The 14290-nt window shown below is 61.7% G+C and carries 15 protein-coding genes; 5 read left to right on the forward strand and 10 right to left on the reverse strand.

Going from position 1 to position 14290, the window contains the following annotated elements:
* Nucleotides 1-27 precede the first annotated feature (27 nt).
* From EB231_RS21365 to EB231_RS35550, 5 genes are all read right to left on the reverse strand, one after another.
* On the reverse strand, nucleotides 28-231 hold the full coding sequence (locus EB231_RS21365) for a dodecin family protein (RefSeq protein WP_172350604.1): 204 nt from the start codon (nucleotides 229-231) through the stop codon (nucleotides 28-30).
* Between the two features lie 86 nt (nucleotides 232-317).
* A complete protein-coding gene (kdsA, locus tag EB231_RS21370; RefSeq protein WP_172350605.1) occupies nucleotides 318-1178 on the reverse strand; it encodes a 3-deoxy-8-phosphooctulonate synthase in 861 nt (286 codons plus the stop codon).
* Entirely contained in the window at nucleotides 1175-2065 is an 891-nt protein-coding gene (locus EB231_RS21375) for a VOC family protein (protein ID WP_172350606.1), read from the reverse strand. Before EB231_RS21375 ends, kdsA begins: the two co-directional genes overlap by 4 nt.
* Nucleotides 2066-2381: 316 nt before the next feature.
* The gene (locus EB231_RS21380; protein WP_140773883.1) at nucleotides 2382-2672 is read right to left on the reverse strand and encodes a Dabb family protein; all 291 of its coding nucleotides are present in this window, start codon (nucleotides 2670-2672) and stop codon (nucleotides 2382-2384) included.
* Nucleotides 2673-2842: 170 nt separating this feature from the next.
* Nucleotides 2843-2977, reverse strand: a complete 135-nt coding sequence (locus tag EB231_RS35550; RefSeq protein WP_275451202.1) for a hypothetical protein — start codon at nucleotides 2975-2977, stop codon at nucleotides 2843-2845.
* Between the two features lie 336 nt (nucleotides 2978-3313).
* On the opposite strand from EB231_RS35550, the gene EB231_RS21385 reads away from it, so the two are divergent.
* Nucleotides 3314-4570 carry an SAM-dependent methyltransferase gene (locus EB231_RS21385; protein ID WP_172350607.1) on the forward strand — a complete coding sequence of 419 codons (1257 nt, stop codon included), beginning with the start codon at nucleotides 3314-3316 and terminating at the stop codon, nucleotides 4568-4570.
* Between the two features lie 189 nt (nucleotides 4571-4759).
* Nucleotides 4760-5065 carry a hypothetical protein gene (locus EB231_RS21390; RefSeq protein ID WP_172350608.1) on the forward strand — a complete coding sequence of 102 codons (306 nt, stop codon included), beginning with the start codon at nucleotides 4760-4762 and terminating at the stop codon, nucleotides 5063-5065.
* Between the two features lie 146 nt (nucleotides 5066-5211).
* On the opposite strand, the gene EB231_RS21395 is transcribed toward EB231_RS21390, so the two are convergent.
* Together EB231_RS21395 and EB231_RS21400 are read right to left on the reverse strand one after the other, a co-directional pair.
* Entirely contained in the window at nucleotides 5212-7191 is a 1980-nt protein-coding gene (locus EB231_RS21395) for a bifunctional 2',3'-cyclic-nucleotide 2'-phosphodiesterase/3'-nucleotidase (RefSeq protein ID WP_172350609.1), read from the reverse strand.
* 148 nt (nucleotides 7192-7339) lie between these two features.
* The gene (locus EB231_RS21400; RefSeq protein ID WP_172350610.1) at nucleotides 7340-8605 is read right to left on the reverse strand and encodes an NAD(P)/FAD-dependent oxidoreductase; all 1266 of its coding nucleotides are present in this window, start codon (nucleotides 8603-8605) and stop codon (nucleotides 7340-7342) included.
* Between the two features lie 164 nt (nucleotides 8606-8769).
* Between EB231_RS21400 and EB231_RS21405 the strand changes: the two genes are divergently transcribed.
* Nucleotides 8770-9432 carry a 5-formyltetrahydrofolate cyclo-ligase gene (locus tag EB231_RS21405; RefSeq protein WP_172350611.1) on the forward strand — a complete coding sequence of 221 codons (663 nt, stop codon included), beginning with the start codon at nucleotides 8770-8772 and terminating at the stop codon, nucleotides 9430-9432.
* Nucleotides 9433-9562: 130 nt separating this feature from the next.
* Here the strand turns inward: EB231_RS21405 and EB231_RS21410 are convergent, their stop codons facing one another.
* The gene (locus EB231_RS21410; protein WP_010909317.1) at nucleotides 9563-10036 is read right to left on the reverse strand and encodes an Lrp/AsnC family transcriptional regulator; all 474 of its coding nucleotides are present in this window, start codon (nucleotides 10034-10036) and stop codon (nucleotides 9563-9565) included.
* 157 nt (nucleotides 10037-10193) lie between these two features.
* Between EB231_RS21410 and ald the strand changes: the two genes are divergently transcribed.
* Complete coding sequence (gene ald / locus EB231_RS21415) at nucleotides 10194-11309, forward strand: alanine dehydrogenase (RefSeq protein WP_172350612.1); 1116 nt, start codon at nucleotides 10194-10196, stop codon at nucleotides 11307-11309.
* A 213-nt stretch (nucleotides 11310-11522) separates the two neighbouring features.
* The gene (locus tag EB231_RS21420; RefSeq protein ID WP_172350613.1) at nucleotides 11523-12827 is read left to right on the forward strand and encodes an outer membrane protein; all 1305 of its coding nucleotides are present in this window, start codon (nucleotides 11523-11525) and stop codon (nucleotides 12825-12827) included.
* Nucleotides 12828-13061: 234 nt separating this feature from the next.
* Here the strand turns inward: EB231_RS21420 and EB231_RS21425 are convergent, their stop codons facing one another.
* Together EB231_RS21425 and EB231_RS21430 are read right to left on the reverse strand one after the other, a co-directional pair.
* Complete coding sequence (locus EB231_RS21425; protein ID WP_172352978.1) at nucleotides 13062-13529, reverse strand: DUF1203 domain-containing protein; 468 nt, start codon at nucleotides 13527-13529, stop codon at nucleotides 13062-13064.
* A gap of 180 nt (nucleotides 13530-13709) precedes the next feature.
* The gene (locus EB231_RS21430) at nucleotides 13710-14267 is read right to left on the reverse strand and encodes an OmpA family protein (RefSeq protein ID WP_172350614.1); all 558 of its coding nucleotides are present in this window, start codon (nucleotides 14265-14267) and stop codon (nucleotides 13710-13712) included.
* Nucleotides 14268-14290: the final 23 nt, after the last annotated feature.

The following is a 14290-nucleotide window of genomic DNA, read 5'->3' on the forward strand; positions in this document are numbered from 1 at the left end:
GTTCCCGACTTTCTATGCTTCGGACAGTCACTCCGCGAGAATGAAAGTCACCTTCATGTTGACGCGGTAGGCCGAAATCTTGCCGTCCTCGACGACGATCTTCTGATCCTGGATCCAGGCGCCTTCCACGTTTTTCAGGGTTTTCGCCGCGCGGGCGATTCCCTTCTCGATAGCGTCCTGAAAACTCTTCTTCGATGACGAGGTAATTTCGGTGACGCGGGCGACAGACATGGCTTTCCTCCTGCCAAGACGCTCATTTGCCGGCCAAGCGTACAACCGGCCCCTATCCACCACAAGCGGCGGCGGGACGCGCCCGCTCAGCGGCCCTTGGCTATCCGGTCGAAGGCCATCAGTCTCTCGAGAAGCGCTGGCATGTCCTTCAGCGGCACCATGTTCGGTCCGTCGGAAGAGGTCGAATTGTCGGGATCCTGGTGGGTCTCGATAAAGACGCCGGCAACGCCGACGGCGACGGCCGCGCGAGCCAAGGTTTCGACAAAGCGACGCTCGCCGCCTGACGAACCGCCCTGCCCGCCCGGCTGCTGGACCGAATGCGTGGCGTCGAAAATCACCGGAGCCCCGATTTCGGCCATGATGGGCAGGGCCCGCATGTCGGATACCAGCGTGTTGTAGCCGAAGGACGCGCCGCGCTCGGTGGTCAGGACATTGGCATTGCCGGAACCTGTGATCTTGGCGACCACGTTCTTCATGTCCCAGGGCGCAAGGAATTGCCCCTTCTTGACGTTGATGACCTTGCCGGTCCTTGCCGCGGCGACCAGCATGTCGGTCTGACGCGACAGGAAGGCAGGTATCTGGAGCACATCGACATGCGGAGCGACGATCGCACACTGCTCCTCGGTGTGGACATCGGTCAGCACGGGAAGCGAAAACGCCTTGCGCAGTTCGTCAAAGACGGGAAGCGCGGCATCCATGCCGGCGCCGCGTGTTGCCGACAGCGAGGTGCGGTTGGCCTTGTCGTAACTCGTCTTGTAGACGAGGCCGATGCCGAGCCTGCCGGTCAGTTCCTTCAGCGCGCCAGCCATGTCGAAGGCATGCTGGCGCGATTCGAACTGACACGGGCCGGCGATCAGCGCCAAGGCCGCATTGTTGTCGAAGACGACATTGCCGACCGTTACCGACGAATTGGGCGTCGTCGAATTGGACGCTTGGGGCTTGCTCATTGGATCTCCCGGAAGATGAAAGCCGCGCCCTGTCCGGATGCGGGCTGCACGACAATGTCAGTCCCCGCTATATCGTGCTGTATGGCATTGGCTGCAAGCAGGCTCGATGTGGCATTGGCGCTGCGGACCGCGAAGACGACCGCCGCGAAGCGAAGCTTCGTGGGTAAACCGGCCGAGACACCAAAACGCTCGGCGAAAGACACGGGATCGAGCACGCTCAGCGTTGCATTTGGCAAATGAAACGCTGAGCCCTGCACGCCGGCAGCGGGATTCCCCACCGCCACGGAAATCAGCCGAGACTGTTCGGCTGGGTGGTCGCTGATCGCCACCACTTCCACGATGCCTGTCGCGCCATTGGCGTGGGCCTGCAAAGCCGCGCGGTCCACATCAGGCGCATTGATGCGCTGGCAGGCAAAAAGGAACGCATCGGTTGTGTCATTGGCCGAGGCGAAGGCCAGCTTGAATGACGCCACGTCGCTTTTGCCTGATGTATCGGTGAAAGCGCGTGAAAAGCTCAGCGTGCCTCCCGCCGACAGGCCGGCCTCGACATAGCGCGCATGATCGGCATCGGCATTGTCGGTCCCCAGCACCACCGCGGAAAACCCCTCATCGCCGTGGCTTTCGCGGTAGAGGCGGTCGCGCGCGACGAAGACATTGCCTTCGGCGGCGGCCTTGATCGCGGCCTGTTCGCTGCCAATCGCAAGCGGCTCAAGATAGGTACCGTCGGCGAGGAAAACGCAACAGTTTTCCGTTCCAAAGGGATGGATGCCGGTCGGGGCGACGACGAAGCCGAGCGAAGTGAGCCGGGCTCGCGCCACATCGAGGTTCTGCGTCGGCAGCACCAGATGATCGAGCGGATGAATGCCGGCTGCTGTTGTTCGGGTCATGCAGGCGCGATGTGCATCATTCCGCAAAACCGTTCAAGGTTCTTCTCATCCGCCGCCGCAGGATTTGACGCGGCGGCATCCCCCCGCGCGGGGGATGCTCCGCTGTCCCGATTATCGATCGAAGCGGCTACGGGTCGATCCTCAACTATCTGACGGTGCGCGGCGCGCTGAAAGCGGCGGCGCAGGGCCATTCCAGCGTCGTGCTGGCCGAGTTGAAGGCCTGGCGGAAGGCCACCAATCTGCCTGGCGGCCTTCATGTACTGCCGGGTTATCTGATGGGGCGTCGACCACGGCACCTGCTGGAGCAGGCACTTGATCAGCTGCCGGCCACGACATCGGCGGAATAGCGCAGTTCGCGCAAGGGTTTGACCTTGCTGGTGGTCTGCGCATAGAGCGGATGCGCCTTGTAAGCGGCCAGCGCCGCGTCATCGGCAAACTCAGCGTAGACGACAACATCAACTTCATCCGACAGCGGGTCGACCTTGGTGTTCAAAGTGACCTCGAAAAGGCTGGAATGAGGAATGTTGCCGAGCGCCAAAAGCCCGCTGCGCACAGCCTCCACATCCTCCTTGCGCCGGGCGCTGAAGAAAACGATATGCCGGATCAATTCCGCCTCCTCGATCTGAATGCAGGGGTCTTTAGTGACGGCGGTCCCCTGGCGTCAACCGTTCATGGAGCCACGCGTCCTTGCGACGCGCCCGCACGGTGCCGGACCTCATCTCGCGATGACGAACGGCTCGGATCTTCGGAAGGAATGTCCAGGTTGGGAGGGACTATTCAGGCCTTGCCGGTGACGTAACGAACGACATGGGAGAGTTCCCTGACCGACATGTCGAGATACCGGCCCTGATTGTACAGGCCATCCCAGATCAGGAAGAATGCGATGGCGGCGATGACGATTACATAACGCATGGCTAAAACTATCGCACAGGCGTGGCGGCGGCCATAGCCGTTTTTGAGTTCGGGCAGCAACTCGACGCAAGGGAGAGATACCAAGCGACACGTGGCACAGCCCAGCCAATGGCCTGCCTCTTGAAGTTCCCCCTCATGACGTGGAAGATTGTGACCAGGCATTCGCTGGGAAGCGCTGAAGCTTTGGCTAACAGGCACGCGCTTTCGTTCGAGCCCGCCTCGCGCCGAACCCATGAGCTAACGGGACCAGGCAAGGGCGTTCGAACCTGGCGCATGATCCAAGAGAATCGTGGCTCGGCAATTTGCGCCGAAACCACGAAAATCCAGGGGCGTGAAATGGCACATGGGGAACATCACAGCGCAGCGCTGAGCGAAGCAGTCAGGCTCGACGAATTCAATTTCGCCGAGATCGTCAAGGGCCTGCCGGCCAAGGCGCGCATGGTGCTTTCGGCGGCGATGAACCTGCCGCGCGGTTCGCTCAAGGTCAGGATGCCGGACGGTCGCGCCGTTCTGGTCGGCGGCAAGGGGCCTGGCCCCGACGCCGAGTTGGTGCTGAAGAACTGGCGCCTGCCAGGCCGCGCCTTTTCCGGCGGCACGATCGGCGTTGCCGAATCCTATATGGACGGCGATTGGGAAAGCCCTGACGTGACCAGCTTCCTAGAATTGTTCGTGGTCAATTCGGCGATCGGCGAACGCGTCGCCGGCGGCGCCAGCTGGCTCATCAATACCGTCCAGCGCATCCGCCACTGGTTCAACGAGAACACGCGCACCGGTTCGAAGCGCAATATCTCGGCGCACTACGATCTCGGCAACGCCTTCTACAAGGAGTGGCTCGACCCGAGCATGACCTATTCCTCGGCGCTCTACGCCAACGGCGCCAATGATCTTGAAAGCGCCCAGGCCGCCAAATATCGGGCACTGGCCAGGGATACGGGTATCGGCGGAAAGGATCATGTGCTGGAGATCGGCTGCGGCTGGGGCGGCTTTGCCGAATTCGCGGCACGCGAAATCGGCTGCCGCGTTACGGGACTGACGATCAGCCGCGAACAGCACGACTTCGCCAAGGCACGCATCGCCAAGGCCGGGCTTGCCGACAAGGTCGACATCAAGCTGCAGGATTACCGCGACGAAACAGGGACTTACGACCGCATTGCGTCTATCGAGATGTTCGAGGCGGTCGGCGAAAAATACTGGCCGGTGTTCTTCTCGAAGATGAAAGCTTGCCTGAAACCCGGCGGCACCGCGGGTCTGCAGATCATCACCATCAACGAAGCCGCTTACGACACCTATCGCGCCAGGCCGGATTTCATCCAGCGCTATGTATTTCCCGGCGGCATGCTGCCGACACCGTCGATCCTGAAGGCGCTCGGCAAGGATCATGGCCTTGCGCATCTGCGTGAGCGCGTTTTCCCCGACGACTATGCGCGCACACTCGCCGAATGGCGGCATCGTTTCTGGGCGTCGTGGGAGAAGATCGTACCGCTCGGCTTCGACGATCGCTTCAAGAAGCTGTGGGAGTTCTACCTGCACTATTGCGAAGCCGGTTTCCGCGCCAGCTACATCGACGTGCGCCAGGTGGTCTACAAGGCGTAGGTCGATATGCCAGTGGGCCGCCTTTTGGTGAACATCCCCGCACCGTCGAGCTTACGAGGTTAAGCCAAAGCGCCAATCGCGGCGTCTTGATGCGACGTGATGAAACCGCGATCGTGCGTCGGCCGTTCTCACGCATCGGACGCCCCGCGCCAAGATTACGCCGAGCGCCTCTGACCATAGGAGGCTTCCATGAAGCGAACACTTACCGCCATTGCCATCCTGCTTGCCGCGATATCCGCTGCCGATGCACGGCGCATAACCCCACCGACCGTCATGAACGATCCGCTGGGTGCCAGCATCAGTCCAACCACGACGCCTGGTGCCGGCGATCTCATCGACAACACACCAACCTCGACCATCCACGAGGTGCATGCTCCGGCCGGGATGACGCCCTTGACCGTGCCCAGCGACCCGACTGGCATGTCGCTCGAGCCGACGCAGCCGGTCAGCCCGCAAGCCCCCGCGACGGCACTGCCGCTGACCCCCGAAAACTAAGGGCCGCGCCATGCGCACCGGCCGGAGCAATCCCGGGAAACAAGGCAAATTCCGAAACCGGTGAAAACGATCCGGAATTGCCTTCAATCGAGAGATGGAGCGGTTCGGCGTTTCCCTGAAATGCCGAACCGTTTCAGGCCACCGGATCAAAGCAGGATGCGATACCTGGCAAAACCGGCTTCGCCCTCGCCCGCCGGTTCGATCTTCAGCGACTTCACATCGGCGATGAAGTCCTTTGCCTTGACGCCCGTCTCGAACACGACGCTGGTTCCCGGCAGCGGCGCGAACGACCAGTTGCCGTCGGCCGACGGGTTGATCGTGCCCTGGCTCACAATATAGCGAACGATGACGTCGCGGTTGGTGTCGGGCGCTTCGTAGATGATCTTGGAGGCATTGATGTCGGGGAAATTGCCGCCGCCGCCGGCACGGTAATTGTTGGTCGCGACGACGAATTTCTGATTGGGATCAAGTTGTTTTCCGTCGAACATCAAGTCGACGACGCGATTGGCGCCAGCATTCGCCACGCCGCCCTTGGCATCATATTTCGGCGGCTGCGACAGATCGATCTTGTAGGAGACGCCATCGATGACATCGAAATTGTAGGACGGGAAATCGGTGTTGATGAGCGTCTGGTCGGTCTTCCCCGCCTCGATCCTGTTGAAGATGCCGGCCGACATTTCCAGCCATTCCTTGACCTGGGCGCCGGTGATTTCGACGGCGCGCACGGTGTTGGGATAGAGATAGAGGTCGGCGACGTTCTTGATGGCGATGTCGCCGGCAGGCACGTCGGTATAGTAGTCGGCGCCGTTGCGCCCGCCTGCCTTGAAGGGAGCGGCGGCCGACAGCAGCGGCACGTCCTTCCACTGCGTGCTCTTGAGTATGTCCTTCAAGTACCAGGTCTGCGCCTGGCTGACGACCTGCACCGACGGATCGTCCGCGACCAGCGCGAAATAGGAATAGAGCGGCGCGGAGGTCTTGCCGACCGGACGGCGCACATAGGCCAGGGTCGCCTGGTGGTCCTGCTCGAGGGCGGCGATGATGCGCTTGTCGTCGGGGACAGTCGGCTTGTTCTTGTTGTCGACGCGCTCGAAGATCGGCCGCGCCTCGGAGGTCGCGGACACGACCTTCCATTTCGATCCGTCACGCTCCAGCATCAGGTCGATCAGACCCATATGCGAGCCCCAGAAACCGCCCATCACGGCCGGCTTGCCCTGCAGGGTGCCTTTTTGCGTGTCGACCCCTTCGAGCGACTGGAAATCCTTCTTGCCGGGGAACACCAGATGCTGGTGACCGGTGAACACGGCATCGACGCCATCGATGCCGGCGACGAAGAACGAGGCGTTCTCCATCATGTCGCCCTGCTTCACATCAATGCCGGAATGCGAGAGCGCGATGACGATGTCGGCGCCCTCTTCCTTCATCTGCGGCACCCAGGCCTTGGCCGCCTCGACGATGTCGCGCGTCTTGACGTTGCCTTCGAGATTCTTGAGGTCCCAGACCATGATCTGCGGCGGCACGAAACCGATAATGCCGATCCTGATCGGCTGTTCGGCGCCCGAACCGTCCTTGATCTTCTTGTCGAGGATCACATAGGGCTTGAGGTAGAGCTTGTCGTCACGCGGGTTGGCGGCAAGCTCGGTGCCGCGGATCAGATTGGCGCAGACGAAGGGGAAATTGGCGCCGGCCAGCACCTTGTCCAGGAAAGACAGGCCGTAGTTGAACTCGTGGTTGCCGAGCGTCGAGCATTCATAGCCGAGCAGGTTCATGCCTTTCATGATCGGATGCAGGTCGCCGTCCTTGAGGCCTTTCTCGTAGGCGATGTAGTCGCCCATCGGGTTGCCCTGCAGCAGGTCGCCATTGTCGATCAGCATCGAGTTAACGGCTTCCTTGCGCACTGCGTCGATCAGGGATGCGGTGCGCGACAGGCCCATCGTGTCGTTGGCTTTGTCGGCGTAGTAATCATAGGGCAGCACGTTCACATGGATGTCGGTGGTTTCCATGATCCGAAGATGCGCCTGGTTAGCTTGAGCGCGGGCGGAGAAGGGATGAAGCACGATCAGCGCCCCTGTGGCTGCGGCGCCAGCGAGAAAACCGCGGCGGGAGACGGGGTGGAGCAGTTGCGACATGTTTTCTCCTGTTCGACTACCTGACGCCCTGCCCCGGAGCGAACTTCGCGCCGAAATAGGCTCAAGTCCACTCAAGAAGTCGCGCGCATCCGGACATCAGTCCATCAGCTGGAGATGACGCGCGGATGAATGGAACAGTGAAGAAAAGTCAGGTCTTGTCGTCGTCGCCCTGGGTGATCAGCCGGGCGCTGCGCTGGCCTGTGACGTAGATCCATAGCCAGCTCAGGGAAACCGCCAGCCGGTTGCGGAAACCGATCAGGAAATAGATGTGCGCAATTCCCCACAGCCACCAGGCGAGCCAGCCCGTGAGCTTGATCCAGCCGAAATCGATCGCGGCGGCGCGTTTTCCGATCGTCGCCAGGTCGCCGGCGTGCTTGTAGTGGAAAGGACGTACCGTCTTGTCGCCGGCAAGCCTGGCCTTGATGGTGGCCGCGACATGTCGGCCCTCCTGCTTGGCGGAAGGCGCCACGCCAGGTACCGGCCGTCCATCTGGCCTCAGCACAAGAGCGGCGTCGCCGATGACAAAAATCTCCGGGCTGCCGGACACACTGAGGTCTGGCTCGACGAGCACCCTGCCCGCGCGATCCGCCTTCGCGCCCAGCCATTCGGCGGCGGGCGAGGCGGCAACGCCGGCCGCCCACAGGATCGTCCGGGCTGCCAGCTGCTTGTCGCCAAACACAACACCCTCGGCGTCACAGCGCGTGACGGCGCGGCCGAGCTCAACCGTCACGCCAAGACGCTCCAGCGCCTTGCTGGCGTAACCGGAGAGTTTCGGCGCGAAATTGGCAAGGATGCGGTCGCCGGCCTCGATCAGCACCACGCGCGTTTGCCGCGTATCGATATTGCGGAACTCGCCGCGCAGCGTGTCGTGTGCCAGTTCGGCGATGGTGCCGGCGAGTTCCACGCCGGTCGGCCCACCGCCGACGATCGCAATGGTCAGCAGCGCCTGGCGCCTGGCGGGATCGGTTTCGCGCTCGGCCTGCTCGAAAGCCAGGAGAATGCGCCGCCGAATGGTGGTGGCGTCCTCCAGCGTCTTCAAACCCGGCGCAAAAGGCTCCCATTCATCATGACCGAAATAGGCGTGCCGCGCGCCGGTGGCCAGCACTAGCGTGTCGTAGGCGACCGCGCTGCCGTCATCGAGCAGCACGCGTCTGCCGGCACGGTCGACGCCGGTGACATTGGCCAGTAGCGTCGTCACGTCCTTGCGCTTGCGCAGGAGATGGCGGATCGGCCACGCAACCTCGGAGGTTGCCAGCGCGGTCGTCGCAACCTGGTAGAGCAGCGGTTGGAAAAGATGATGGTTGCGCTTGTCGATCATGGTGATGCGCACCGGTGCGCCGGCGAGCGCTCGGGTGAATTCGAGGCCGCCGAAACCTGCACCGACAACGATGACATGGTGGCTGGGTTCAGTCATCTCGTTCACCCCTGACGGCAAGATCGCCTGTCCTGAATGTAGGTATTTTTGTGCAACGCAGCAACAAAAGGACGGTGCCCGGGACTCGTCGTCCCATGTCGTGAATGCACAAGATGTATCGTGTCGCGAGGTATAGCCTGATCAAACACGCGATGAGGTGACGCATGGCTAACGATCATGACGACCAGGGTCCGGCACAGTATGCCTCGCCGCCCCGCTTCATGCATGAACTCGATCCGGCATTCCAGGCGCCGCTATCCGACTGGACCGATGTGAGACGCTGGCGCAAAGCCGAGCGCGAGCGGCTGATCGCAGCGCGACTCGCAGTTTCGGCCGACGCGCGAACGGCAATGTCTCAGCGCATCGCCGAAGGGCTCGACGCGATCATCGGCGATATCGCTGGCCGCACGGTCAGTCTCTACTGGCCGTTTCGCGGCGAACCGGACCTGCGGCCGTGGATGGCGGCGATCAATGAACGAGGCGGCCGCACAGCGCTGCCCATCGTCGTGGAGAAAGCGCAACCGCTGATCTTCCGCGCCTACAAACCGGGCGACCGGCTGGAAAAAGGCGTCTGGAACATCCCGATCCCGGCCGAGGGCGATCCGGTGCTGCCGGACATCGTCATCTCGCCGATCGTCGGCATCGATCCTGCAAACTATCGCCTGGGCTATGGCGGCGGCTTCTTCGACCGCACGCTGGCCGCCATGCCGTTCAGGCCGCTGGTCATCGGAGTCGGCTACGAACTGCAGCGCATCGCGACCATTTATCCGCAGCCGCACGACATTCCGATGGATCGGATTGTCACGGAAGCCAGCCAGATGTGTTAAGATTCAGGTCAGGCCGTGCCGAGAATGGCGAGGTCTGAGAATCGGAACGGAGCAGACATTCGGGTCCGTGAGCATCGAAAGCGCGAGACCTTGCCGTTCGGAGGCCCGCGTCACCTGAATATCAATACGTCTAAGCCATCTCCGGCTTCATGCCCATGGCGGTGCGGTCGACGATTTCACGCAAGGCAAAGGACGAGTTGATCTTGGTGACATGCGGCATGGCCGACAGCCATTCCTTGTGGATGCGCTCATAGTCGACCAGGTCCTTTGCCGCGATGCGCAGGATGTAGTCGTATTCGCCCGACATCAGGTGGCAGGACAGCACGTTGGGGCACCGCTTGATTGCCGCCTCGAAATCCGACAGCGTCTTCTCGAACTGGCCCGACAAGGATATATGCACGATCGCCGTCATCTGATGACCGAGCGCTGCATTGGAAAGCCGGGCGTGGTAGCCGCGAATGGTTCCGGATTTTTCCAGATTATCGAGCCGGCGCGAACAGGCCGATTGCGACAGGCCAACCTTCTCGGCGAGCGCCGCATTGGGTATCCTGCCATCCTTCTGCAATGTCTCAAGAATGGCGATATCGATCCTGTCGAGCGGCATTTTTCGTGAATCCTGCGAATATCCGGCCATTTGGCGCAACAATTATCGAAACGTGCCTGTCCGCGCAAGCGCATTCGCAAACACTTGCGCGCCGATTCGTGGTTCACTCAGACGATACAGGGAGTGAGCCCAAAAGGGCCCGGATCAGGAGAAGACAATGCGCGTCGGCTGCCCCAAGGAAATCAAGAACCACGAATACCGTGTCGGCCTCACGCCCGGCTCGGTTCGCGAATATGTGGCGCACGGCCATGAAGTACTGGTCGAGACTGGTGCCGGTGCCGGCATTGGCGCCGATGACAATGCCTATCGCGCCGCCGGCGCCACCATCGCCAAGACCGCCGCCGACGTGTTCGCCAAGTCGGACATGATCGTCAAGGTCAAGGAGCCGCAGCCCAATGAATGGGCGCAGCTGCGCGACGGCCAGATCCTGTACACCTACCTTCACCTGGCTCCGGACCCGGAACAGACCAAGGGCCTGCTCGCTTCGGGCGTGACCGCGATCGCCTACGAAACCGTGACCGACGATCGTGGCGGCCTGCCGCTGCTCGCGCCGATGTCGGAAGTCGCCGGCCGCCTGTCGATCCAGGCCGGCGCCACGGCGCTGCAGAAGGCAAATGGCGGCCGTGGCGTGCTGCTCGGCGGCGTGCCCGGCGTGCTTCCCGGCAAGGTCACCGTGCTCGGCGGCGGCGTCGTCGGCCTGCATGCCGCCCGCATGGCTGCCGGTCTTGGCGCCGACGTCACCATCATCGACCGCTCGATCCCGCGCCTGCGCCAGCTCGATGACCTCTTCGCCGGCCGTGTGCATACCCGCTATTCGACCGTCGAGGCGCTCGAGGAAGAATGCTTCTCGGCCGACATCGTCGTCGGCGCCGTACTGATCCCGGGCGCCGCGGCGCCGAAGCTCGTCACCCGCGAAATGTTGTCGGGCATGAAGAAGGGCTCGGTGCTGGTCGACGTCGCCATCGACCAGGGTGGCTGCTTCGAAACCTCGCATGCGACGACTCACGCCGAGCCGACCTACGAGGTTGACGGCGTTATCCACTATTGCGTCGCCAACATGCCAGGTGCCGTGCCGGTGACCTCGGCCCATGCGTTGAACAACGCGACACTGCACTACGGCCTGCAGCTCGCCGACAAGGGCCTGAAGGCGCTGGTCGACGACCATCATTTGCGCAACGGCCTCAATGTCCACAAGGGCAAGATCACGAATCGTGCGGTGGCCGAAGCGCTGGGCTACGAACTGGTCGAGCCGAAAGCCGTTCTGGCCGCGTAATACACCCAGAAAAAGTCAACGTGCTAATTGCTGCCCGCCGGATTTCTCCGGCGGGCTTTTTACTGGCCTATCCAGGCCGACAAGCCTGGTTGCTGGTCAGGTCGGTGTCAGCTGCGGAGGCAGGTTGCCTGAGACTGTTGCATTTTTGTCATACCCAAATTGACCGACTCCCTGTTAGGAACAGCTTGGGTTTATTACTAGGGGTACGGGCTAATGCTTACTCGCGTTTCCGCGAAATCTTTTCTTTTCGGTGCTGTCTCTGTCGTGGCTTTGATGTCCGCGGCCCACGCGGCAGACGTCGTACAGCCAGTGGAAGCCTCCGGTTTCAATTGGAGCGGTGTTTATGTCGGCTTTGGCGTTGGCGCCGGAGCCAACGTTCATGAGTTGGGCAGTGATTTTGCTCCTATCTCGCTGAACGGCATCGGCGGCGAAGGCGTTTACGGTGAACTGACCGCCGGCTATGACTACATGGTGTCGCCCCGCTTTCTGCTCGGTGGATTGCTGGACGTCCACGTGGGCGATATCAAAACCAAGATCGATGCCGCCGGTCTCAACGCCTCGATCCAAGAGACATACGGTTTCGACGCTGGCCTGCGCGTAGGCTATCTGTTTACCCCGAATACACTGGGCTACGTGCTCGGCGGCTATTCCTGGCAGAAGTACAAGCTCGATACCAATGCTGGCTTCGGCTTTGATTGGGACCAGAGCGGCTACTTCGTCGGCGGCGGCATTGAAACGGCCATCAACAGCAACTGGACGATCAAGACTGAGTACCGTTATACGCGCTTCGGCACCAAGGGAGATCTCCTCTCAGAGGCGGGCCTTATCGGTGCGCCGGATGGCCTTCTCAACTTCGATACGTCGCGGCATACGTTCCAGATTGCAGCCAACTACCGTTTTGGCGCGCAGAATGGCGGCGGTGCTACTTTTGAAACCCCCGCCTACAACTGGACCGGTTTCTATATCGGTGGCGCGGGTGGCGCGGGTGCGTCCGTGCACCAGATCGAAATTCCGCCGCTCGGCGGCGCCAAGTTCAATGGCCTCGGTGGCGAAGGCGCGTTTGGAGAGTTGAACGTTGGTTACGACCAGGATTTCGGCAGTTGGGTCGCAGGCGTCATGGTGGATGCTCGCTACTCCGGCATGACCTCGAAGCTGGACCTCGGCGTCGGATCGATCAATGTCGATACCGACTACGGCTTCGATGTTCTTGGCCGCGTCGGCATGAAGATGAACGAATCGACGCTCGCCTACGCACTGGCTGGCTACAGCTGGCAGCATTTCGACCTGAATGCTTCCGACCCGGTCGGCGATATCCTCGATTGGGGCTCCAGCGGTTTCTCGGTTGGTGGCGGCCTGGAAACAGCCGTGTCCAGCAACATCACCGTCGGTGTCGAATATCGCTATTCGCAGTTCGCCAAGAAGGATTTCTCGTCGGAGTTGGGGCTGGCTGACGACTCCATCACCTCCACGTCTTCTTTCCACACCGTGCGTCTCGGCGCGAAGTACAAGTTCAACTAAAAAGCCCTCCAGGCAATAGTTGCAGCCCGTCGGTTTGGCCGACGGGCTTTTTTTGTTGTGCGGCAAACAGTTGGGAAAAGCGCGGGCAACAAAAAAGCGGAGCCAAAGCCCCGCTTCCTCGATATCGAGATTGCCGCCGGTTCATCCGCGGTCGGCCAATCGATCGACAATCGGGTTCTATCGTATCTATGCGACGGGAGTACGACAGAGTTTCCTGCCGGCGGTCCGCGCGGTTCAGGCCCGTTCGATCCGGCATTGATAGCAGTTGTTGCGCGCCGAGCGGACATGCACATAGGCAATATCGTCGCGCTCGAACAAGGTCTCGGCCCTTGCGGCAATCGCCCCGGTCGGGGTGACAGCGCCGCTGCCGTAGACGATACGGTCGTCCCCGCCATAGCCGCGCACAATATAGTCCGGGCTTTCGAGGATTTCGGGTAGCGCATCGGTCTCGGCCGCACGTTCGCATTCTTCGGCATGCAGGAAGATCGGACCGGTCTCGGCATAGGGTTGAAGACCCGGGAAAGGCCGGAAAGCCAGGACAAGATAGGCGTCGCCGGCTGCGATGTTCTTGAGACAGTGCCGGCAAGGCATGCCATCGCCGTCGGAGATGTTCCGCTCTGGCGGGTGGCCGTAGGCATCGGGTCCACCACGCTGCAGGGCTCTGACATGTTCGGTGGGTAGCGCCTTGAACTGAATGGTCATCATGGAGATCTCCGGCTCGTCGACCGGAAATTATGGGCTCTGGCCGGTGCGGCCCACCCGATTCCTGCCAAGGATCGAGGGACCGATCCGATGTCGGCGATCGATCCCTCGTACCAAGCAACAGTGATCGCGCCAGATCCATGAAACCAGCCGGCCAGATAAAGCCAGCGAAACCCCGAATCAGCGAATGAAATCGTCGAAGCGCCGCAACGTCACCCTGCGGTTCTGCCAGTTTTCGTTCTGCGTCGGCACGAGCAGGAACTCCTCGCCGTAGCCGACGGTTTCCAGGGCATAGCCGGGTACGCCGAATTCGCGCACCAGCGTGCGCTTCAGCGAGGCGGCACGCTGTTCGGAGAGGATCTGGTTCGACTGAAAGGATCCGACGGCATCGGTATGCCCCTCGATCAGCACGCGCGCACCGGGATCGCGGCGCAGGATGCGCCGAAGCGCATTGGCGATGGTCTCGATCTTGTCGTATTGCGAGCTGGAAATGGCGGTCGAGCCGAAGGCGAAATTGATCGACTGGATGTCGATCGAGCGCGCCATGCGGCGCAGATCCGGCCGGCGCTTGAATTCGCGAATGGTGACGCGCTCGTTCGGCCGCAGCTTCACTCGGGGCGCGGCCTCGAGTTTGCGCTCGATCGTCGCGGCGGAAGGTGTCGTCGCTTGCGCAGCGGCAAGGCTCGGCATCGCAATCGCAGCGATCAGCGCGGCGGCCAGTGTACGGCGTGTCAGCATATCTTTTCTCCTTCGGCCTCTGC

Source organism: Mesorhizobium sp. NZP2298, from assembly GCF_013170825.1.
Lineage (GTDB): Bacteria > Pseudomonadota > Alphaproteobacteria > Rhizobiales > Rhizobiaceae > Mesorhizobium.